Raw genomic sequence first — 21,392 nt, forward strand, 5'->3', positions numbered from 1 at the left:
CGCGCGAATCCTCAGTGACTCACACGGTCACGGAAGCGCGTTCCCAGCGGTCTCCGCCGGCACGCTGCGCGTCCGTATTGGCCTCTTCGGCGGCGGCCAGCAGGGCGTCGAGGTCGTAGCCGACGGCGTCGACGTCCGCCCAGCCGATGCTCGCCGACAGCCGGACGGCGATCGGCTGATCGGGCTCGCCCTTCGCGACCTGCTCGAGCAGCTGCGAGAGCAACTGGCGCACGGCGCCCTCCGGCCGGGGCAGCAGCGCGACGAAGCCGGTGTCGCCGCGGGCCTCGATGTCGGCGTCCGGTGGCAGCGCGGAGCGCACGTCGGCGCGGAACTTCTCGGCGATGCGCAGGAACGCCGCGGTGCTCGACGCCTCGCGGAGGTCGACGGGGTCGTCGAGCCGGATGTCGAGCACGCACCACCACTCGTCGCCGGCCGTCTCGGCGCGCTGCAGTCGGTCGTTCGCCACCGCACGGAACGACGAGGCTTCGGTGTGGCGGATCGCGGTGTCGACCGCGCCCAGTCGTGTGAGGAGCAGGAGGGTGATCAGTGCCGCCACGAGGTAGACGATCGAGCCCATCAGGTTGAGGTCGCGCAGCAGCGTGAGGCCGTCGCGCGCCGCGAGCGTCCCGGTGTTGATGAGCTGGATGGCCCCGTCGATGATGCCGACGACGGCGAAGATGAGGAAGGCGGCCGAGCCGAGGGCGAGTGGCAGGGCCTCGTCGCGCAGGGTGGCGCCGAGGGCGACGAGCTCGGTGACGATCAGCGCTGCGAACACCGCACCGAGGGCGAACACCACGCGGAAGACGAAGGCGTAGTAGTCGGTGGTGGCCGTCGCGGCCAGAAGGGTGGCGCCTCCGATCGTGAAGGTCAGCGCCACGGGCCAGTACAGCCGCGAGGCGTTGCGGCGCGCGCGCAGGCCGACCCACACGAAGGCCGTGGAGCCCAGCTCGGTGCCGGCGCTCGCCGCGCGCAGCACGGCCGAGTCGGCGGCGTTCGCGGCCACCCAGGCGTACGACGAGATCATCGCGATCGCGAAGGCCAGCGACCAGATCGCGCTCGCGCGGCTCGGGCGCGGCAGGAACCCGAGCCCGATGATGACCGCGGTGCAGAGGGTCGTCAGGGCGACGAGCACCACTCCGAGTCCTGAGTTGATCATGCGGAGATCCCTTCTGCGCGCGCCGCGAGGCGCAGGGTGGCGGTGGTGCCGCGGCCGAGCGTGCTGGTGATCTCGAGCGATCCGCCGTGCTGCGTGAGGATGTCGTGCGCGATGACCAGGCCGAGCCCGGTGCCGGGGATGCCGCTGTCCTGCGCCGTCTGGCTGCGGAAGTAGGGCTCGAACAGGTGCCCGAGGTCTTCGGCGGACATCCCGATGCCGCTGTCGGTGATGGCCAGCTCGACGTCGTCGCCGACGCGGCGACCGGTGACCTCGACGTGTCCGCCGCGCGGGGTGTACTTCACCGCGTTGCCGACGAGGTTGTCGAGGACCTGCCGCAGCCGGAACGCGTCGCCCTCGACGAGGAGTCGCTCGTCGGCGTCGTCCGTGAGCGCCACCTGCGCCGCGTGGGCGGAGGGACGGAACGCGTCGACGGATGCTGCCGCCACCCGCCTCAGGTCGACGGTCCGGTGCGGGACGGACGCGGGCTTGTCCGACTCGAGCGCCGTCGTGATGAGGCGCTGCATTCGCTGGCCGGCGTTCTCGATGACGGCGAGTTTGTCGAGCACATCGGCCGGCAGGTCTTCGCGGTCCAGGAGCAGGTCGACGTGCCCGACGATCGCGGTGAGCGGGTTGCGCATCTCGTGCGAGACGATGCTGGTCATCGTCTTCTTCTCGACCTCGGCGTCGAGCGCGGCCGTGACGTCGCGGAGGGTCAGCAGCGTCGATTCGGACTCGCCGAGGGTCGCCGGCACGATGCGGGTCGACACGTCGAGCGCATGCCATGTGCCTCCGGTGTCGAACAGCCACACGCGCACGTTCTCGAACACCTCGCCCCTCGTGGCGCGGGCGATCGTGGTGTCGTGGGCCGGCAGTGCCGTGCCGCGGTGGGTGTTGTACTCGACGGCGCCGGTGGGGCGCGCGTAGCCGAGCCGGTCGATCGCGTAGAGACGGCGGTACGCCTCGTTGGCGCCCAGCAGTACGCCACGGCGGTCGACGCGTGCGAGCGCGGTGTCGACCGAGTTGAAGAGCACCGCCGCGCGGCGCTCCTGCAGTTCGGCGCGGGCGAGGGTGCGGCCAAGCTGCGAGTACTGCCTGCGCAGCAGGCCGCTGAAGGCCCTGGTGCGGCGCGAGCCGGTGTTGATGGTGACGCCGAGGAATCCCAGCGACAGCAGGACGACCATGATCCGCAGCGTGTAGGTCGGCGAGAGCCCGGCGAGGAGCGCGTCGATCACGAGCACAACGCCGACGCCGCCGAGCCCGCCGAGCAGCCAGGGCAGCGAGTAGTACGTGGCCAGCCAGGCGATCGGGAAGACCCAGAGCAGCGCCATCCGCCCCTCGTTTCCCGAGGCCATCAGGCCGATGGCGAGGATGTCGAGGGCGGGCACGATGACGACGATGCGGCTGTCGAACAGGTGCCACGGAACGGCGAGGGTCGCGCAGGAGATGAGGACGAGGAGGATCGCGCCGACGATGAACTGCGGGCGTGTGAAGTACTCAGGCGTGAGCAGGGTGACCGTGACGAGGATCGTGATGACGCTGACCGCGAGGATCAGCTGCCACTGCCAGATCGAGCGGGTGCGGGCGTCGCCGGCGCGGCGCATCGGCTGGTCGGCCCGAGGTGACGCCTCTGTCACCCGTTCGACCGCCATGCCGCAAGCTTAGCTACGACTCCGCGAGGGCGATTCCGGCCGCGATGGTGCGGTAGCCGACGCCGCGCACCGTCTCGATGAACCGCGGGCTGGCCGCGCTCTCGCCGAGCTTGCGGCGCAGGTTGGTCATGTGGGCCTCGATGGCGCGCTCGTCGGCCTCGCTCACGCGGGCCGGGTCGAGGTAGGTCTCGTCGTGCAGCGTGAGCACGAGGTCGGCCTTGCTGCGCACGCGGCGACCCGACTCGAGGATGGTCGCGAGCAGGTCGAACTCGGTGCGCGTCAGCGCGACCTCACTGTCGTCGACTGTGACCGCACGGGTCTCGCGGTCGAGGGTGAGACCGGCCAGGCGGACGGCGGTGTCGACATCGGATGCTGCGGGCTGCGGCGCGGGGGCCGGTGCGGGCTCGGTAGGCACCGGGACCGGGAAGCGGGGCCGGCGCAGCATCGCGAGCAGACGGGCGCGCAGTTCGCGAGCGCGGAAGGGCTTGACCACGACGTCGTCGGCGCCGACGCCGAAGCCGAGGACCGCGTCGGCCTCTTCGTTCAGCGCGGTGATGATGACGATGTACGCATCGCTCGTCTCGCGGATGCGCCGGGTGGCCTCGTATCCGTCGATGCCCGGCATGTTGACGTCGATCGTCGTGAGCACGGGCTGGTGCTCGTTGACGGCTGCGACGCCGTCGAGGCCGTTGTCGGCCGCGACGACGGTGAAGCCGGCGCTGGTGAGGATCTCGACGAGCAGGTGCCGCACGTCTGGATCGTCATCGATGACGACCGCGGTGCGTGCTGCGGCTGTGTCCTGCGACATGGGAAACCCTTTGTGAGAGGTGAGGGCCCGCCCCAAGCCGGCCCGTCAGTGAGACCGATTGTGCCAGATCGCGCCGGCCGCTCGAGGCAGCGATCGCAGCCCGCGACCCCAGCGCAAGATTCGCGCAAGAAGCTTCGGGAAGAAGCGGTCGGGTACCTCCGGGTGGGCGATCAGAAGGTCCTCGCTGGTCGGCCAGATCGCGCGCCAGGCGACGAGCGGCTTGCGGCGCCACGGCACGCGGCCGAGTGCGACCACCCAGGCATTGGCCGGCGACGCGGCAGCGGCGAGCTTGTCGTCCCACTCGCGGCGGCGGACGGACTGCAGCTCGGCGGGACCGGGCGTGACGTCGATATGGAGTCGGGGTAGCACGGACGCGAGGCTGGTGACGCATCCGGTGTCGTGAGCGAGGCGGGCGATGGCGGCTCGGTCCTCGTCGGTGAAGGGTGTCAGCAGGAGTCGCTCGAGCTCGTCGGCATGGCGCACCTGGGTCGTGGTGCTGCGGACCGAATGCAGCGCCAGGATGAGCGCGCACCCCGCTTTGCTCGGGATGCTGCAGGGGCGGTGCGCGAAGTCGAGCCGCCGTCGGGTCGCCCAGAGCGCGTCGAACACGTCGGCCGGGTCGTTGAGGAACCCGGGGAAGAAGCTGTGCACGTCGAGGTCGCACGGCCAGCCCTCGCGGAGGAACGTGCGGGAGTGCAGGGTGGTGAGCTCGCCGATGAGGCCGCCGGGGCGCTCAGTCCATGCGGCCGCGGAGATCGCCTCGCAGAACTCCTCGAAGCGCGCGGGCTCGACCAGCACGTCGACGTCAGCCGACGTGCGGGGCTCGCGCAGCCCGTAGTGCGCGAGCGCGGCGCCCTTGATGAGCAGCGTGCGGATGCCGTGCGCATCGGCGACATGCTGCACCCACGCCGAGGCGAGCGCGTCGGCCTCGTCGAGGCGCAGCGTGGAGGGAGGGGCGGACACGGTTCATACGGTAGTCACTCGACCCGTTTCGTCTCGCTTCGCTCGCTCAACGAGCCGGGGGGCGAGTCGTTTCGTCTCGCGTTGCTCGCTCAACGAGCCGGGGGGTGGGTCGTTTCGTCTCGCTTCGCTCGCTCAACGGGCCGGGGGTGGGTCGTTTCGTCTCGCTTCGCTCGCTCAACGGGCCGGGCGGGGGTGTGCCGTTTCGTCTCGCTTCGCTCGCTCAACGGGCCGGGGGTGGGTCGCTCAACGAGTCGGGGGCGGGTCAGACCGCGAGGTCGAAGCGGCGGCGGACACCGCGGCGCGGGGTGCGGTCAGGGTCGACGTAGGCCGGCGGGATGAACCAGACAGTCGCCATCACGCCCTTGCCCGCGATGCGGATCTCCCACCCGTTGTCGTGGATGCGATGGTGACAGGGGTCGCACACGAGCAGGCCCTCGTCGAGGTCGGTGCCGCCGCCTCTCGACCACCACGTCACGTGGTGGGCCCTGGTATGGCCCGGCGGGGCTCCGCACATCGCGCATCCGTCATCTCGTTCGGCGAGGGCGAGACGCTGAGCCCGGGTGAACAGCCGCTTCTCGCGGCCCCAGTCGAGGATCTCGCTCTGCGAGCCGAGCACGCACGGGATGATGCCGCCCGAGGCGGCCATCCGACGAGCGGTCGAGACCGTTACCGGGGCGGCCAGGCCGTCGATCGTGGCGTGGCCCGTCCCGTTCTCCAGGTCATCCAGGGAGACACGGACGATCACTGTCGCCCCGCCGAGCGGAAGATCGGTGTGGTCGCAGTCGAGGGCGTGAGAGCAGAGCAGTGCGAGCGCATCGGCCTGCATCTGCGGAATGGTGCGGCGCACAGCATCCGGATCGTCAGGCTGCTCCTGCGCGGCCCGCAGCTGAGCCGTCACGATCGCCTCGATAGCGGTCTTGATCGGCGCGGCGTGCTCGGGGTCGAACGTGCCGGTGAGGATCACGGCGCCGTTGCGGTCTTCGCGGATTCGCAGGGAGCGGTCGGCGCGCAGTTCGTCTTCGCGGGGGAGGACTCCGTCGGGGTCGAGCCAAGCCTCGGCGCGGAGGATGAGCTTGCTCAGCTGGTCCATCGTGAGTCCGGGTGCCTGGGCGACGAGCGTCTGCTCTGCGTGTGCGATGGCCTCGCGGCCCGCGCGGATGGCGACCTTGTCGAGCATCGAGATGATCGCGGCAGACGCGGGTGTGCTGATCTCGCCCTTCTCGAGCGCTGCGGCGACGTGAGGGTGCCGAGCGGGTGCGCACTCGCCGGAGAGCAGCATGCGCGGCGCCGTCGCTTCACCCACCTGCACGAGCCGCGCTGCCTCGCCCGCCGTCGTGCCGTTGGTCGCGGCGATCAGCGCGGTCGGGTTGCGATAGCCCTGGATCTTCGCCAAGCCCTCGGGCCCGAGCTCGGGGCGGGACTGCCGCTGGATCTCGGCCGCGACCTGCGCGTGCGCGCCGTCGAGCAGGCGACGCGCTCTGGCCAGCTCTTCATTGAGCGCCACGAGCCGGCCACCCGCCATGCCCTCGATCGGCTCGCCCGACCACAGGGCGGCCGCGGCGGCGACCGTCGTGCCGAGTGCATCGAGCGGATTGGTCATAGTTCAAATGTACGAGGGGCCACCGACATTCAATCGAAGAAAGGTACGACTCAAGATGAGAGATTCTTCATCACGTGGCGAACATCGTGTCGCCGCGCGTCACCGGACCTTCGCGGTCTTGGACGAGGTCACCGTCACCGTCGCGTAGCCCGATTTCCTGCCGGTCACCTTGACCGTGATCTGCTTGCCACGGTCGGCGGTGACGAGCTTGTACGTCGCCTTCGTAGCGCCCTTGATCGCGACGCCGTTGCGCAGCCAGGAGTAGGCGAACGTCGTTCCCGACGTCCACGTGCCTTTCGACACGCCGAGGGTCCGGCCGACGACGGCGGTGCCGGCGATCTTCACCGTGCCGACGGTCGCGACCTTCGCCGTCTTGGCCGAGGTGGCCGAGACAGTGGTGTAGCCCGATTTCTTGCCCGTCACCTTCACCGAGATCTGCTTGCCGCGGTCGGCCGAGCCGAGCTTGTAGGTCGCCTTCGTGGCGCCCTTGATCGCGCTGCCGTTGCGCAGCCACGAGTAGGTGAAGGTCGTCCCGGCCGTCCAGGTGCCGGCCTTCGCCGTCAGCGTCGCGCCGTACCGCACCGTGCCGCTCACAGTCACCGCGCCGACGGTCGGAATCCGTGTGGTCGCCGCCGACGTCTTGACGAGCGTCTCGCCGCCCTTCGAGCCGGTGACGCGCACGACGAGCCTGGTGCCGCGATCGGCCTTCGCCACCTTGTAGGTCGCCTTTGTCGCGCCCGCGATCGGGGCCCCGTCGCGCAGCCACTGATAGGCCAGCGTCGCGCCCGTCGTCCAGACGCCCGCTGTCGCGGTGAGGGTCGACCCCACCGAAGCGCTGCCTGCGACCGTGGGGGTCGGCCCGCTCAGGGTCTGCACAGACGTCGTGGCGTGCGGTGTGGGCGGCAGCAGGCTCGTGTTGCCGGCGAAGTCCCGCGCCGTCACCGAGAAGCCGTAGACGTGCCCGATCGAACCGGCGAAGGTGTCGGATCCCGACGCGGTCGCCGTCTTCCACAACTCGTATGCGCCGCCGTCGGTCGACACGTAGATGTCGGCGTGATCGACGCCAGACGTCGCGTCGGCGACGGTCCACGTGACCGGGAATGCCGGCGTCGAAGAGGTGGCTGGCGCCGTGAGCGATGCCGTCGGGGTGTCGCGGTCGATCAGGTTCGACCACGTGTTGGTGCGTATCGCGTCGTTGAGGTCGAACACGATGTCGGCGACGTTCGTGACGGTCGCGCCGTTGCCGACCGCGCTCTTCAGCGCGACGTCGTAGTAGACGACGCCCTGCCCCTCGGTGCCGTTCGTGTTCGGGGGGAGGAATCCGACGAAGGGATCCTGTGGCAGCACGCCCGTGAAGGGATCGGACGAGGCGAGGTGCCAGGTGAGGAGACCGGATGCTGTCGCCGACGCGGTGACATCGAGCTGCAGGCCATCCGCCCGTTCGAGATCCATCGTGTCGTCGAGCGCGGGGGAGTCGGCCGGCGGCGTGTAGGTGCGGCTGCCGAAGTGGATGCCGGCGAAGCGCACGGTGCTCAGGTCGAACACGGCGGGATCGAGCTGATTCGTGATGCGCACCTCTTGGGCCGGAGCGGTCGCATCCTTCGAGTTCTCGAAGAAGATCGCGTACCGGAACGTCCCCTCACCGCGGATCGCGCGCTGCTCCCCACCGCCGGCCGGGCCGGCGATCTCGTTCGGGTCGAGTGAGGCGACCGACTGAACGGGGTTGTCGGAGTCCTTCGGCCAGCACTGCTTGCCGGCGTTGAACAGATTCTTCACCCCCATGATCCCCTTGAGGATCGGCGCCGCAGGGGTGAACGAGCCCACGCAGGCGGCGGTGCCGACTGCCGACCAGAACATGTCCGAGGTGGAGGCGGCCGAGAACGGCGGCGCTCCCTGCACGATGTTGCGCGAGATGGCGAGGCCGGTGTCGATGGCGAGACCCTGGCAATCGCTGCCCGGAATGAATCCGGTGGCGAGATCGACGAGCGCATCCGTGCACCCGCCGGCACCCCATCCACCGAAGCTGATGCCGAACGCGTCGACGCCCTTGAGTGAGCGGTTCGTGGTCGAAACGGTCGCGGTCTCGAAGAAGAAGCACTCGCCCGCTCGCACGGCGAACGCGTAGTCGACGGCTTGACCGATCGTGACCTCGAACGCGAATTGAGCCTTCCCGCCACCGGGCAGACGCGAGACCATGAGCGGCATCGCGACGCCGTCCTCTTCGGAGTAGACCATGTTCTCCGCGACGAAGTCCCGCACGGTCACCGGGGCGTCCGGGGCGACCGCCCCGTAGATGTCGAACAGCGGCTTGATGGTGGAGCCGGCCGGTAGGCCTTCGATGAAGATCGGAACGCCGAGGGCGTCGACGTTGCCGGAGTTCTCGACCGTGATCGACACCGTCTGCGGACGCCCGGCCACGAACCGTCCCAGCGCGTTCACCGAGGTGGTGATCTTCGGCAACTGAACCGCGCCGATCGAGACCGCGTTGGCGACCGAGGACGTCTGCCCGTCCGGCGCGGTCGCCCGCAGCCCCCACGAGCCGGCTCGTCCGGTCAGATCGAAGTGCACCCCGAGTTCGCGACCGTCGTCGCTGACCGACATCACGGTGCCGACGATCGTCTGCGACCCGCTCGTGAGCTCAATGGTGGTGTCGGCGCCCAGTGCCTTGCCGCGCACGTTGACCGTGACCTCCGCGGACGCGCCTACTCGTGACGGGCTGGTCGAGACGACCGTCAGCGCGTCGGTGCCGCAGGCGGGGTTGAAGCAAGTCGTGCTGAATCGGAACGCGCCGGGTGTCTGCGAGCCGAGTGAGACGACGGCGAGGTATTCGCCCGACATCTGCAGCTCAAATCCCTGAGCGCCGTCCCACGGGGCCTGGCCGAGCGCCGCACCCTCGGGGTCGTAGAGGTCGACGCGGTAGTCCACGTTCTCGAGGTCGCGGTTGACCGCCTGCAGGCCGATCTCGTCGCCGGCGCCGCCGGGGAAGCGGTAGCAGCGCACGTCGAGTGCGCGGGTGAGGGTTCCGCTCTGCGGAGGGATGCCGGAGGCCACATTGGAGATGAGAGGGCAGCCGACCCCGTCGGTCACCCTGCGCAGCCCGATCTCGTACGGGTCAGTGCCCTGCCCCGTCACGAGCACGCGGTACGGCGTCGGGCCGGTCAGGTTGCAGTCCGCACCGTGCGTCGGCGCGCTGCCGCTGCACTGGTAGGCCCCGGTGGCGTCGACGATCTGCCACGCCAGCGGGTCGTTCGTGGCGCGCAGCACGTCCACCCGCACGTGACTGTTGCGGGCGAGACTCGACGCGTGACAGTCCACTGCCTCCTCGGACGTGCGCTGGTGGGCGGCGCGCGGTGAGACGAGCGAGACCGTGTCGTCGACGCTCGACGCGCAGCCGCTCGTCGCGGCGAGGCGGTAGAGGCCGACCGCATAGTCGCCGGGCCAGCCGTCGGTGTCGCCGCGGACGATCAGCCGGTAGGTCGTATTCGCCTTGAGGTTCGCCGTCGCGAAGGAGCCCCAGCTGCTCGACACGGTCTGCACGGCGAGGTTGCCGTTCGCCTCGTACAGGCCGGCCTCGGCCGTCCACTGCTCGTTGGCATCGTTCGCGGCGCGAAGGAGGTAGGGGCCCGCCTGGGCCGTCGTGAGGAGGTGGCAGTCGGCTGGCCGCGTGGTCGAGCGCGAGCCGACCACGGGCAGGTCAGCACCCCACGCGGCGAGGCTTCCGGCCGTGCAGCCGGTCGTCGACGCGTAGTCGCTCACCCAGATGTCTGCGGTCACGCTCGCCCGCTCGGTCGCCTGGGGGCCCAGCGAGGTGATCAGGCGCCACGGGCTCGCTCCGGACAGCGTGCAGTCCTGGGCGACGGACGTCGTCCACCACGCGTTGAGGGTGCAGACGGTCGCGCCGGACGAGTTCAGCACCGTTTCGATGACGTGATCGGCGGACGCGTCGTGCGTGACCCGCACGGCGGCCGACGATGACGCGGTGAACATGGTGCAGTTGAGTTCGTCGCCGGTGGTGAAGTCCGTCGTGGCGGCAGCCGCATTCCACGCCGTGGAGGGCAGAGTCGTGCAGCCGGCCGTGGCGGCGATGCGAAGCATCCCGGCCGTGTATGCGCCGTCCCAACCATCGGGGTCGCCTGTGACGATCAGCCGGTAGACGTGATTGGGCTTGAGGTCGGTGGCGGTGCTCACCCCGGAGAAGTCGGCCGAAACGGTCGCGGCCGGAACCCCGGTCGCGTCGTACAGCTGCACCGATGCCGTCCACCGATCGCTCTGGTCGACGATGCGCAGGGCGTAGGCGCCGGCCTGCGCAGTGGTCACGAGGAAGCACTCCGCGCCATGAGCGGTGTTCCGCTCGGCGGAGATCGGGAGCTGATCGCCCCAGGCGCCGAGGGCGCCGGCGACGCAGCCCGCGGTGCTGTTGTACGTCGCCGCCCAGAGGTCTGCCGTCAGCGGATCGTCCGGGCTGCTGTAGCGGTCGTTGTAGACGAGGACGCGCCACGGGCTCCCGCCGCTGAGCGTGCAGTCGACGGGCGCCGGCGAGGAACTGAGGGTCGCACGCGTGTTGCACAGCGCATTGCCGTTTCCGTTGACCACTCGCGCGGTCGTCGCGCTCGCCTCAGTGGTGGCGGTGACGCGGACGACATTGTTCGCGGCGGCCGGGATCGATCGGCACGCGACGGTGGCGGGCTGGGCGAACGTGATCGTGGTGGCGGCAGCATCCCACGCCGTCGGAAGGGCAGTCGTGCAGCCGGCCGTGCTCGACAGCCGGAACACCCCGATGGCGTAGTCGCCGGAGTCGCCCGTGAGGGTGAGTCGGTATGTGTGACCGGCAGCCAGCGTGCGCGTGAGCGGCTCCGGCGAGCTCGAGTAGATCGTGCCGACGGCCGTGCCGCCGTCGGCGATGTTGAGGGTCATCGCGACGGTCTCCGGCGCCCCGAGCCGCACGAGGTAGTCGTCGGTCTGGGTGATCGCCAGGTCGTAGCAGTGACCCGGGCCGTCGTCGGAGAGGCTGCCCTGGGCCGGCAGAGCGGCGTTCCAGGTGGCGAGTGTGGTCGGCACGCACTCGGCGACTTCGTCGGTGGTCGAGGGCGACGTGGTGCGGGAGCGGTCGCGCGCGGCGGGCGTCCGGGACGGAGCGGGCGTCGGGGCGGCGCTCGACGCGCTCGCGGCCGGCTTCGGCGGTGTCGACGCATCCCGTGTGGGATCGGGACTCGGCGTCGGGGCCGGTGTGGACTCGGCCGACGAGATCGGTTCGGGTGTCGAGGCCATCGCTGCTGGTGCGACCCCTGCGACGACCACTGCCCATGTGACGGCGAACGCCACGAACGCACGCATGCTCTTCCCCACCGGAGCCTCCCCAGACCCAGAGCAGCGAGCGTGCGCTCTGCCCCAAATGAGAGCGCGTGCTCTCTCCCCACTGAGAGCGCTGCTGGCTCAGATCATGGCGTAGGCGAGTCAGATGCTGCAAGAGGCTCCGCAACAGAGGGCTGATCCGGGTCATCCCAGCGCTGCACCGTCTGCACCACCCAGAAGACGGCGAACAGCATGAGTGCGATGGCTTCGCCCACGAAGATCCAGGGGAAGCCCTCGGGGTCGGGGCGCAGCATCCCCGCGACGATCAGCAGCACCATGTCGAGGATCATCAGCACGCCGATGACCGCGTATGTGAGGCGTTGCCCCGGCGTCGGCTCCGGGCCGTCGTCGGTCTCGCGCCAGAAGGCGTTCAGGATCGCGACGGCGGCGAACGCCCCGAAGAACAGCAGCGCGGCGGTGTAGTGGATGCTGGGGATCGGCCACGCATTGAAGGGGAAGCCGTCGTTCCACGCAGGAAGGAACGCGAGCAGCAGGAGGAGCACGGCCGTGACCACCGCGATCGCACTGGGCAGGACGATGCCCCATGTCCACAGGTTCTCGCTGTGGATGACCACCGTGACGAGGATGATCGCCGCCACGACGACCGCGTACGTGATGATGCCGTTGTAGATGTCCGGCATGTACGCGGGCGGCACGCCCTCGGAGGGCTGTGGGCCCTCCAGTCCGCCGATCAGCGGTCCGGCCGGGAGCGCGCTGGTGGGCACGAGCGCGATGAGCGGCGCGAACACGGCGGCGATGTCGAGCAGGACGGTCGCACGGTCGCGGCCGGACAGGGCGAGGAGCGCGAGGGATACTGCGACCAGCGCTCCCACGAACACGTTGCGCGCGGGCGTGTAGAAGTAGTGGCTGATCGAAGGGAGCACGTCGCCGATGCGGATCGACTCGATGAACACCGCCGCGAGCAATGCGAAGACGACGAGCGCGAGCGAGAGCCGCAGGTAGCGATGAGTGCGATGGCCGGTGGTGGCGGCGGCGACCAGGTCTTCGGTCATCTGATCTCCCCGGGTGCGCGCGGCCGTGTGCGGTGCCCAGCATGCTACGCCCCGCGGACGGCGCGGTGGCGTCGCCGTCGCCGCCTCACCCCACCCCGTGCAGGTGGACGCCCCGGCAGTAGAATCGGCGGAACCCTCGCGGCACCGTCGCCGCCCCGACCACCGGGAGCGACATGACCGATACCCGCACGCAGCCGTCTGTGTCGACGGAGACGTCCACCGTGCCGACCCTGCGGACGAGGGATGCTGCCCGCCCGACGCGGCGCCGAGTCGCACGGGTGCTCATCGCCGTGTACCTGCTGGCCCTTGCGCTCATCGCGTTCTGGCCGCAGCCCGTCGACCGCGATCTGTCGGATGTGCTCCAGGCGGTGACGCGCGCGCTGCCATGGCTGAGCTACGAGGTGATCGAGTTCAGCGCGAACGTCCTGCTCTTCGTGCCCTTCGGAGTGCTTCTTGCGCTCGCCGCGCCGCGCCTGCGTGCGTTCGTCGTGCCGATCGGCCTTGCCGCATCCGTCGTGATCGAGCTCGGTCAGGCCGTGCTGCTGAGCGAGCGCACGCCGAGCCTGCTCGATGTCGTCGCGAACACGGCAGGCGCGGCGATAGGGCTCGGGCTCGTTCTGGTGATCGAGCGGTTTCGCGCGCCCTGAAGCTCGTGGTCCTCGACCTACTTCGGCGCAGTGAGCGCGTCTGAGAGTCGTGTCGACTTGGCGTAGCCGTCCTTGGTGGCCGTCGCGCGGACGGTGAGCTTCTTGCCGAGGTCGGCGGACGTCACCGTGTAGGTCTTCGATCCGCCGCCCTTCGTGATCGCCGTGCCATTGCGGTACCAGCGATAGCTGACGTTGTCTGCGTCGGGCGACCAGCTCTTGGCGCTTGCGCCGGTTGCGGTCAGCTTCGTGCCGACCTTCGCGGTCGTCACTCCAGTCGGCAGCGTGATCTTCGGTTTCGGCTTCGTGGTGAAGGTGAAGCGCACGCTATAGAGGCCGAGTTGGAGAACCGACTCGCGCGTTCCCGGGCCCTTCGCGATCGTCAGGATGCGCAGCGGCTTGCCGGCACTGCCCGTCGGCACCGTTGCCGTCTTGCCGCTGCCGATTTTCTTCCATGTTCCGTCGTCCTGTCGCAACTGCCACAGGAACGTGAGCTTCGTGGGCTGCGGTGCGAGCTTGCCGCCCACGGCCCAGGCCCGCAGTCTTGCGGTCAGCTGTGCACCACTGACGGCATCGCGATCGAGGGAAACCATGAGCTCCTGGGCGCGAGGTCCGTAGCCGGTCGGAACCGCCTTGGTGCCTCCACGGGCGGTCAGGTAGCCCGCCCAGATCGGTGTCGTGAACCCCTCGGCCCCCGTCTTGTAGTAGACGATGAGGCCGTTGCCGATGCCCAGCGGCGCCGCGCCGTTGTACTCGCAGCCTCCTGGTGAGCAGATGTGCTCGCCGAGCTCGGACATGGTCGGCGCATCGCCGCGGAACGTCACTTTTCGCAGCCAGCCGGAGTGTCCGATCTCGTCCTGATCCAGGGCGCTCGTGCCGATGTAGTCCACGCTCCCCGGAATCGAGAATGACGTGATGTGGTTCCCATAGAACGCGTAGTCGTCGATCCACTTGACGCCGGATGGAATCACCGCCTTGGTGGCGGGGACAGGGGACGGGCCTGGCAGCACATACCAGACCGGACCGGCGAACGCGCCATATCCGATCCTGGTCACCTTGTAGGTCTTGTCGCCCGCCTTGATCGTCGCCGGGACGGTGATCGTCGTCTTGCGCTTGCCGTTCCAGCCGGTGAGTGTCGCGGTGCGCGCGACCGTGTCGATCTCGTAGGTGAACGAGCCGACCTTGATGCCGGACTTGAAGCTCGCCGCGATCGGTGCGGTGACGGAGGGCACCAAGGCGCTCGCGGGCGACACGGCGCCGGCCAGCACGAGTGCTGCCGCGAGCATCGCAGGCAGGGCGCGACGAAGGAGGGACTGCTTCGGGTTGAGCATGCGTGCAAGATAGCAGCGCGAATGCGCCTTGGTCACGCGATTTTCGGCGCCGAGGTCTACGGCCGACCCATCCCGTAGTACTCCCAGCCGGCGGCGCGCCAGGCCGCGGCATCGAGGCAGTTGCGGCCGTCGACCACGACTCGGCCGGTCGCGAGGGATGCTGCGTGCTCCGGCGAGAGTTCGCGACGGTACTCGTCCCATTCGGTGACGACGATGACAGCATCCGCGCCACGCAGCGCCTCGTCGCGATCGGCGACGTAGTTCAGCTGAGGGTGCAGGCGCTGGGCGTTCTCGATCGCGGCCGGATCCGTGATCGTCACCCAGGCGCCGAGGCCGTGCAGGCGCACCGCGACATCCAGGGCAGGGGAGTCGCGGATGTCGTCGGAGTGCGGCTTGAAGGCGGCTCCGAGCACGGTGATGTTCTTCTTGAACACCGCGCCGCCGAGGCCGGCGACGACGAGGTCGACGGCGCGGTCGCGACGACGGAGGTTGATCGCGTCGACCTCGCGCAGGAACGCGACGGACTCGCCGCGCCCGAGCTCTTCGGCGCGTGCCGAGAAGGCGCGGATGTCCTTCGGCAGGCAGCCGCCCCCAAAGCCGATGCCGGCGCCGAGGAAGCGGCGGCCGATACGAACATCGTGACCGATGGCGTCGGCCAGGGTGGTGACGTCGGCGCCGGTGACCTCGGCGATCTCGGCCATCGCGTTGATGAAGCTGATCTTGGTCGCCAGGAACGCGTTGGCCGAGACCTTCACGAGCTCGGCGGTGGCGTAGTCGGTCACGATGAAAGGCGTGCCCTTGGCCACCGACGGGTGATACACCTCGCGGAGGATCTGAGCCGCGCGCTCGCCTTCGTCGACGCTGTCGGTCGTTGAGCCGCTCCCGCTCACTGAGCCTGTCGAAGTGGGCACTCCGACCACGAGACGGTCGGGGTCGACGGTGTCCTTCACGGCGAAGCCTTCGCGCAGGAACTCCGGGTTCCAGACCAACGTCGCTCCGGTCGGCGCGACGCGCTCGGCGAGGTCTGCTGCGGTACCCACCGGCACCGTCGACTTGCCGGCGACGAGGTCGCCCGGCTCGAGGTACGGGAGCAGCCCGTCGATGGCCGCGTTCACGTACGTGAGGTCCGCCGCGTAGCTGTCCCGCTGCTGAGGTGTGCCCACCCCGACGAAGTGGACCTTGGCGCCCCGCGCCTCGGCCATGTCGGTCGTGAAGCGCAGACGCCCCGACGCGATGCCCTCGGCCAGGATCTCGGGGAGGCCCGGCTCGAAGAAGGGCGCCTCGCCCTTCGACAGCGACTCGATCTTGCGCTCATCGACGTCGATGCCGACCACGTCGTGGCCGATCGAGGCCATCGCGGCCGCGTGAACTGCTCCGAGGTAGCCGCAGCCGATGACAGACAGACGCATGGCGCTCCCAGGGGTTGGTGGTCGGGTCCGGCTCGCGCCGTCGGGCCATCGGCGCAGGCTCGCCTCTATTCCTATCAGAACGGCTCCTGCCCACAGCCCGTGAGACGGGCGCGGTTGCTTGACCATGATCGACCCATCACGTAGCGTTCACCCAAAGGACGTTCATCGTCCGGGGGTCCGCCGCGAGGCGGAGAGCTACTGTTCTGGGGAGAACGATGCTCATGAGTATTTTCGAGCGTTTCGACCGTGCCGTCTGGGGGGCCGGTCACGTGACATGTGAGGAGTGCGGCGCCGCACTTCCTGCGCACGCCGCCGTCTGGCGAGGGACGCATCCGTACTGTTCGCCGCTGCACGAGATGCAGGACTCGGACGGGCAACTGGCCTTGGCTTAGGCGATCGGAACGGGTCTACTCCCGGATAGTGCCGACGTGGTCGCGGTACCAGGCGACTGTGCGGTCGAGGCCCTCTTCGAGGCTGATCTGCGCCGTCCAGCCGGCAGCCGCGAGCTTGGAGACATCGAGCAGCTTCTGCGGCGTGCCGTCGGGCTTTGTGGTGTCCCACTCGGTCTTGCCGTCGAAGCCGACGACATCCGCGATGGTCTCGGCAATCTCCCGGATAGTCACATCAGACCCCGTGCCGACGTTCACCTGCTCCGGTCCGTCGTAGTGCTCCATCAGGTGCAGCACAGCATCGGCCATGTCGTCGGAGTGAAGGAACTCACGTCGCGGCGTCCCGGTTCCCCAGTTCGTGACAGATGGGGCGTCGGATGCTGCGGCCTCGTCGTAGCGCCGGATCAGCGCCGGTAGCACGTGCGAGCCCTTCGGTGAGAAGTTGTCGTTCGGCCCGTATAGGTTCGTCGGCATCGCCGAGATCCAGGGCAGCCCATACTGGCGACGCACGGCCTGCGTCTGCAGGATGCCGGCGATCTTCGCAATCGCATAGGCATCGTTTGTGGGCTCGAGATGTCCGGTCAGCAGCGAGTCCTCGCGGATCGGCTGCTCGGCGAACTTCGGGTAGATGCACGACGAACCGAGGAACGCGACGCGCTCCACGTCGTTCGCGAGCGCCGCGTCGAGCACATTCGTCTGGATGCGGATGTTGTCGCTCAGGAAGTCCACCGGGAACGTGCTGTTGGCGAGGATGCCGCCGACCTTTGCCGCGGCGAGCACCACGTACTTCGGCTTGATCTCGGACAGGTACGCGAAGACCGCATCGCGATCCTTCAGGTCGAGTTCCGCCGAGCTCTTGCCGACGATGTTCTCGAACCCCGAAGCCTCGAGCTTGCGCACGATTGCCGAGCCGACGAGTCCTCGGTGCCCCGCGACGTAGAAGGTGGCGTCGCGGTCGAGTTCGTCCGGCGTGTAGTCGAGGCCGTCGCTCGCGGTCATACCGTTCCCCACGAGGGGAGCTTCACCGTGTCGATCCACTGGTGACCTTCGGCCAGAGCGGTGATGTCAGCGTCGACCATGAGTCGGGCAAGCTCGTCGCCGTGGATGGTCGGCACCCACCCGAGCTTGTCTGCGGCCTTCGCCGGGTCGCCGATCAGCGCGTCGACCTCGGTCGGCCGCAGGTAGCGCTCGTCGAACTTCACGAACTCCTGCCAGTCGAGTCCGACATGCCCGAACGAGGTCTCGAGGAAGTCTCTGATCGTGTAGCCGACACCCGTCGCGAGCACAAAGTCTTCCGGCTCGTCGACCTGCAGCATCTTCCACATGCCCTCGACGTACTCTGCGGCGTAGCCCCAGTCGCGGATCGAGTCGAGGTTGCCGAGATACAGGTCCTTCTGGGTACCCGCCTTGATGCGCGCCACAGCGCGCGTGATCTTGCGCGTCACGAAGGTCTCGCCGCGGCGCGGGGACTCGTGATTGAAGAGGATGCCGTTGACCGCGAACATGTCGTACGCCTCGCGGTAGTTCTTCGTGATCCAGTAGCTGTACAGCTTCGCCGCGGCGTACGGCGACCGCGGGTAGAACGGCGTCTCCTCGTTCTGTGGGGGTGGGGTCGCTCCGTAGAGCTCGGAGGTCGACGCCTGATAGAAGCGCGTGTGGATGCCGGACAGGCGCACGGCCTCGAGCAGGCGGATCGTGCCGGTTCCGGTCGTGTCGGCCGTGTGCTCAGGCTCGTCGAACGAGACGCGCACGTGCGACTGTGCAGCGAGGTTGTAGACCTCGTCGGGGTTGATCTCAGACAGCATCGTGACCATACGTGCGCCGTCACTCAGGTCGCCGTAGTGCAGGAAGAGCTTGGCCTCAGGGTCATGCGGGTCGACATAGAGGTGATCGATGCGCGCGGTGTTGAACGTCGAGGCGCGGCGGATCAGGCCGTGCACTTCATATCCCTTCGCGAGCAGCAGCTCTGCGAGATAGGAGCCGTCCTGTCCGGTGATTCCGGTGATGAGAGCGCGCTTGGTCATCGAGTCTCCGTGTTCAGTGAGCGTGGTCGCGATTGGCCGGTTCGGGAACTCGGCTGAGCAGATCATCGCCATCGATGACGCGAGTCAGCAGCGCGTCGAATGCATCGATCGCCGTTTCCTCGTCCAGTACCGTATCGCGGAAACGACGGCCGGCCGCGCCCATGGCGTCTGCGGCGGCGGAGTCGAACGCGATTTGGAGGGCACCGTCCAGAAGAGCCTGCGGGTCTCCGGCAGGCACCACCACTCCGGCACAGGAGCGCCCGATCTCTTCGGCGGTAATCCCGGACCGGTCGGTGGCCGCCAGCACGGGCCGGCCGGCGGCGAAGTAGGAGGTGAGCTTGCTGGGCACTGCCATCTCGGCGACGCCCGGCTTTTCGTTCACGAGCAGGACGTCCGCGGCCTGCAGCGCCGACGCGAACTCGGTGTCGGACAGCGCGTCGAGGAACGTTACGGTGCCGAGGTCCCCCGCCTGAGCGATGAGATGCTCGCGCTCTGAACCGCCGCCGAGGAACACGAATCGCATCGCGTGTTTCTGCTCGTGAGCGAGCCTGGCAGCCTCGACGACGTTGCCGAGCCCCTGCTTCACGCCCATGTTGCCCGCGTGGAGGACGATCGTCTCGTCGACCGACCACCCGAGCGCGGCACGCGCCTCGATGCGTTCGACGGGTGCCGTCGAGGGCAGATGCGTCCAGTTGCGGACGACGTCGATCCGATCGAGCGGCACACCGAAGTCCTCGTGAACCCGGCGAGCGAAGCGGTCGTGAATGACGACCACACGCGTTGCCCGGCGCAAGACCAGACCCTCGAGTCGCACCATCATCCGCACGGTCAGCCCATCGGGCTGACCAGTCTCCTTGAGGCCGAGGCTGTAAAGATCCTGCACCCACACGACGAAGGGAGTATTGCGATGGAGCAGGCGCGCGCGCACTTGTGCGACCAACGTGGAGATCAGTGCCGGTGACACCGCGACGACAGCGTCCGGACCTCCCCAGCGGCGTGTCGCCTGACGCACGCCGAAAGTGAGTTCGGAGAAGGCGCGGCGAAGGCCCGATGGGCGGGAGGGTACATAGTGACGAAGGCGGGTGACGCGCACACCGTCGACGCCCTCCGTGCGCGCCCATTGCCCGTAGCCTTGTCTCACCTCCCATTCCGGATAATGGGGGTGCGCAGTCAGCGCCCGAGTCTCATAGCCGCGACCGACGATCCCCCGGGCCATCGCGCCGGTGTACGGCGAAATACCGGTCTGTTCCGGGGGATAGTTGAGCCCGAGCACGAGCACTCGGCGTGACTGACGCGACACAGCCCAAGGCTACCCTGGGTGGTTGGGCCGAATTACCTGAGGAGACGACGTGGACGACGTGCCGATCATCGATCTCTCGAAGGCACCCGGTGAGCGCGCCGCGTGGGATCGTCCGTCGTGGCAGGTGTATCTCTGGGGGATCTGCGAGCTGTTGTTCGTCACGAACCCCTGGCAGATCAGCTCCGGACTGCGGATACGCGTGCTTCGCGCATTTGGCGCCGAGATCGGTCGCGGCGTGATCTTCCGGCCGCGCACGCGGGTGAAGTTCCCGTGGAAGCTGCACATCGGCGATCGCTCCTGGATCGGCGAGGGCGTCTGGTTCCACAACCAGGACCACATCTATGTGGGGCACGATGTCGTGATCTCGCAGGAAACGTTCTTGACGACGGGGAGTCACGCGCATCGGCGTGACATGGCGCTGATTACCCGGCCAATTCGTGTCGAGTCGGGCGCGTGGATCACGGCGCGGTGCATGGTGCTGGGGGGCGCGGTCGTTGGCAGATCGGCGGTCGTCGAGCCGATGTCAGTGGTGCGAGGTGTAGTCGGCGCGGGCGAGCGATGGGGCGGCGATCCATTCCTGCAACGGGGACCCAGATGGTGAATGACGGTCGCCCACTGCGCATATTGCACATCGTGGGGCACGTCTCTCCCGCGCGAAGGTATGGCGGGCCGAACTCGGTGGCGATCGCGCAGGCAACGGCCCTGCGCTCCCGAGGACATGAAGTAACGATCGTCGCGGGCTCGGAAGGGTACGAGCTCGGCCGAACGGAAATTGATGGTATCTCCGCGGTTCTCTTCCCCTCCGTGCCGACCGTGACTCGGTCTTTCGCCCATCGAACTGCGCCAGGGCTTCGGACGTGGGTCAGGCGGAACTCGCAAGCTTTCGATATATCCCATGTTCACCTTGCGCGAGACTTCGTCACGACTCGCGCGGCGGCGGCCCTCAAGGCTCCAATGGTTGTGCAGCCTCACGGGATGCTCACCCGACGGTCGCTATCCCATGCCGCTTTTGACAAGCTGGTCACCCGGCGACTCGTCGCCCGCGCGCGGATGGTGATGGCGCTGAATCCGCTGGAACTCTCCCAGTTGCGCAACGACTTCATTGGAATCGCCGCCTGCGTAGTGACCAATGCTGTGGCCGTCAAACCCGAGGTCAGGAAGGACGACGACCCACCGACCATCCTTTACTTGGCACGGCTCCACGAGCGCAAGCGCCCCGAAGTGTTTGCGCGGGCGGCGATCATCTCGCGTCGAGAGGGTCTTGTCGCCAGGTATTTGCTAATCGGCCCCGACGAGGGGGAGGCGGCACGGATCCGCGCGATGGCGGAGGCAAACCCCGATGTCGATCTCCACTGGCTGGGACCCGCTACGAGTGGAGACGTAGGTCGGGCAATGGCTTCGGCAGCGCTCTATGTCTTGCCTGCGCGCGATGAGCCGTTTGGGCTCACGCTCCTAGAGGCAGTGGCGCAGGGCACCCCGGTCGTGGCGGACACGAGCTCGCCGCTCGGACGCGAACTTCAAAACGCGGGTGTCGCGCGCCTGTTCGATGGTTCTGCCGAGGATCTGTCAGCGACGATCCGCAGTGCAGTCGATGACCGAGCACTGCGGGAACGCGCGAAAGCTCACGGCGCTCGCATTGTTGCCGCCGGGTGGGGACTCGACCGCTTGGGCGAGAACCTCGAGCAGATATACGGTCAGGCGGTGGCGATGTGAGGCGGGTAAGTGTTCTCCAGCCGTACGTCCCCAACTATCGC

15 protein-coding genes are annotated in these 21,392 nt (G+C 68.5%); 3 read left to right on the forward strand and 12 right to left on the reverse strand.

The genetic code is table 11. The annotated features are described in order from the left end of the window. Nucleotides 1-19: 19 nt before the first annotated feature. The 7 genes from Microterr_RS02125 to Microterr_RS02155 form a co-directional block, all read right to left on the reverse strand. Complete coding sequence (locus Microterr_RS02125) at nt 20-1,156, reverse strand: hypothetical protein (protein ID WP_263796392.1); 1,137 nt, start codon at nt 1,154-1,156, stop codon at nt 20-22. Continuing rightward, nucleotides 1,153-2,805: a sensor histidine kinase gene (locus Microterr_RS02130; RefSeq protein WP_263796390.1), complete on the reverse strand. Its 1,653-nt coding sequence runs from the start codon at nt 2,803-2,805 to the stop codon at nt 1,153-1,155. Before Microterr_RS02130 ends, Microterr_RS02125 begins: the two co-directional genes overlap by 4 nt. Nucleotides 2,806-2,818: 13 nt before the next feature. Further along, on the reverse strand, nt 2,819-3,613 hold the full coding sequence (locus tag Microterr_RS02135; RefSeq protein WP_263796389.1) for a response regulator transcription factor: 795 nt from the start codon (nt 3,611-3,613) through the stop codon (nt 2,819-2,821). A 45-nt stretch (nt 3,614-3,658) separates the two neighbouring features. Then, nucleotides 3,659-4,576: a nucleotidyltransferase family protein gene (locus Microterr_RS02140; RefSeq protein WP_263796388.1), complete on the reverse strand. Its 918-nt coding sequence runs from the start codon at nt 4,574-4,576 to the stop codon at nt 3,659-3,661. Nucleotides 4,577-4,838: 262 nt separating this feature from the next. Further along, entirely contained in the window at nt 4,839-6,176 is a 1,338-nt protein-coding gene (locus tag Microterr_RS02145; RefSeq protein ID WP_263796387.1) for an HNH endonuclease, read from the reverse strand. Between the two features lie 99 nt (nt 6,177-6,275). Next, a complete protein-coding gene (locus tag Microterr_RS02150; protein ID WP_281974239.1) occupies nt 6,276-11,510 on the reverse strand; it encodes a DUF7619 domain-containing protein in 5,235 nt (1,744 codons plus the stop codon). 104 nt (nt 11,511-11,614) lie between these two features. Then, nucleotides 11,615-12,541, reverse strand: coding sequence for a hypothetical protein (locus tag Microterr_RS02155; protein ID WP_263796385.1), 927 nt, complete (start codon nt 12,539-12,541; stop codon nt 11,615-11,617). Nucleotides 12,542-12,714: 173 nt separating this feature from the next. Here Microterr_RS02155 and Microterr_RS02160 point away from each other — a divergent pair, with 173 nt between their 5' ends. Beyond that, nucleotides 12,715-13,188 (forward strand): VanZ family protein, encoded by a 474-nt coding sequence (locus tag Microterr_RS02160; protein WP_263796384.1) that lies wholly within the window; start codon nt 12,715-12,717, stop codon nt 13,186-13,188. Nucleotides 13,189-13,205: 17 nt separating this feature from the next. Here Microterr_RS02160 and Microterr_RS02165 read toward each other — a convergent pair whose 3' ends face one another. From Microterr_RS02165 to Microterr_RS02185, 5 genes are all read right to left on the reverse strand, one after another. Further along, nucleotides 13,206-14,516, reverse strand: a complete 1,311-nt coding sequence (locus Microterr_RS02165) for a leucine-rich repeat domain-containing protein (RefSeq protein WP_263796383.1) — start codon at nt 14,514-14,516, stop codon at nt 13,206-13,208. Nucleotides 14,517-14,572: 56 nt separating this feature from the next. Beyond that, a complete protein-coding gene (locus Microterr_RS02170) occupies nt 14,573-15,925 on the reverse strand; it encodes a UDP-glucose dehydrogenase family protein (RefSeq protein WP_263796382.1) in 1,353 nt (450 codons plus the stop codon). Between the two features lie 407 nt (nt 15,926-16,332). After that, nucleotides 16,333-17,313, reverse strand: coding sequence for a GDP-L-fucose synthase family protein (locus tag Microterr_RS02175; RefSeq protein ID WP_263796381.1), 981 nt, complete (start codon nt 17,311-17,313; stop codon nt 16,333-16,335). After that, the gene (gene gmd / locus Microterr_RS02180; protein ID WP_263796380.1) at nt 17,310-18,338 is read right to left on the reverse strand and encodes a GDP-mannose 4,6-dehydratase; all 1,029 of its coding nucleotides are present in this window, start codon (nt 18,336-18,338) and stop codon (nt 17,310-17,312) included. Before gmd ends, Microterr_RS02175 begins: the two co-directional genes overlap by 4 nt. 13 nt (nt 18,339-18,351) lie before the next feature. Beyond that, nucleotides 18,352-19,638 (reverse strand): glycosyltransferase family 4 protein, encoded by a 1,287-nt coding sequence (locus Microterr_RS02185; RefSeq protein WP_263796379.1) that lies wholly within the window; start codon nt 19,636-19,638, stop codon nt 18,352-18,354. A gap of 49 nt (nt 19,639-19,687) precedes the next feature. Between Microterr_RS02185 and Microterr_RS02190 the strand changes: the two genes are divergently transcribed. Together Microterr_RS02190 and Microterr_RS02195 are read left to right on the forward strand one after the other, a co-directional pair. Next, nucleotides 19,688-20,239, forward strand: coding sequence for an LbetaH domain-containing protein (locus tag Microterr_RS02190; protein ID WP_263796378.1), 552 nt, complete (start codon nt 19,688-19,690; stop codon nt 20,237-20,239). Next, on the forward strand, nt 20,233-21,351 hold the full coding sequence (locus tag Microterr_RS02195; RefSeq protein WP_263796377.1) for a glycosyltransferase: 1,119 nt from the start codon (nt 20,233-20,235) through the stop codon (nt 21,349-21,351). The genes Microterr_RS02190 and Microterr_RS02195 overlap by 7 nt, the downstream gene beginning before the upstream one ends. The last annotated feature ends 41 nt before the right edge of the window (nt 21,352-21,392 follow it).

The organism is Microbacterium terricola (genome assembly GCF_027943945.1).
GTDB lineage: Bacteria > Actinomycetota > Actinomycetes > Actinomycetales > Microbacteriaceae > Microbacterium > Microbacterium terricola.

Coding starts and splice junctions, on each gene's coding strand:
- Microterr_RS02125 (WP_263796392.1), bottom strand. CDS start 1,156: ATGATCAACTCAGGACTCGGAGTGGTGCTCGTCGCCCTGACGACCCTC.
- Microterr_RS02130 (WP_263796390.1), bottom strand. CDS start 2,805: ATGGCGGTCGAACGGGTGACAGAGGCGTCACCTCGGGCCGACCAGCCG.
- Microterr_RS02135 (WP_263796389.1), bottom strand. CDS start 3,613: ATGTCGCAGGACACAGCCGCAGCACGCACCGCGGTCGTCATCGATGAC.
- Microterr_RS02145 (WP_263796387.1), bottom strand. CDS start 6,176: ATGACCAATCCGCTCGATGCACTCGGCACGACGGTCGCCGCCGCGGCC.
- Microterr_RS02150 (WP_281974239.1), bottom strand. CDS start 11,510: ATGCGTGCGTTCGTGGCGTTCGCCGTCACATGGGCAGTGGTCGTCGCA.
- Microterr_RS02155 (WP_263796385.1), bottom strand. CDS start 12,541: ATGACCGAAGACCTGGTCGCCGCCGCCACCACCGGCCATCGCACTCAT.
- Microterr_RS02160 (WP_263796384.1), top strand. CDS start 12,715: ATGACCGATACCCGCACGCAGCCGTCTGTGTCGACGGAGACGTCCACC.
- Microterr_RS02165 (WP_263796383.1), bottom strand. CDS start 14,516: ATGCTCAACCCGAAGCAGTCCCTCCTTCGTCGCGCCCTGCCTGCGATG.
- Microterr_RS02170 (WP_263796382.1), bottom strand. CDS start 15,925: ATGCGTCTGTCTGTCATCGGCTGCGGCTACCTCGGAGCAGTTCACGCG.
- Microterr_RS02175 (WP_263796381.1), bottom strand. CDS start 17,313: ATGACCGCGAGCGACGGCCTCGACTACACGCCGGACGAACTCGACCGC.
- gmd (WP_263796380.1), bottom strand. CDS start 18,338: ATGACCAAGCGCGCTCTCATCACCGGAATCACCGGACAGGACGGCTCC.
- Microterr_RS02195 (WP_263796377.1), top strand. CDS start 20,233: ATGGTGAATGACGGTCGCCCACTGCGCATATTGCACATCGTGGGGCAC.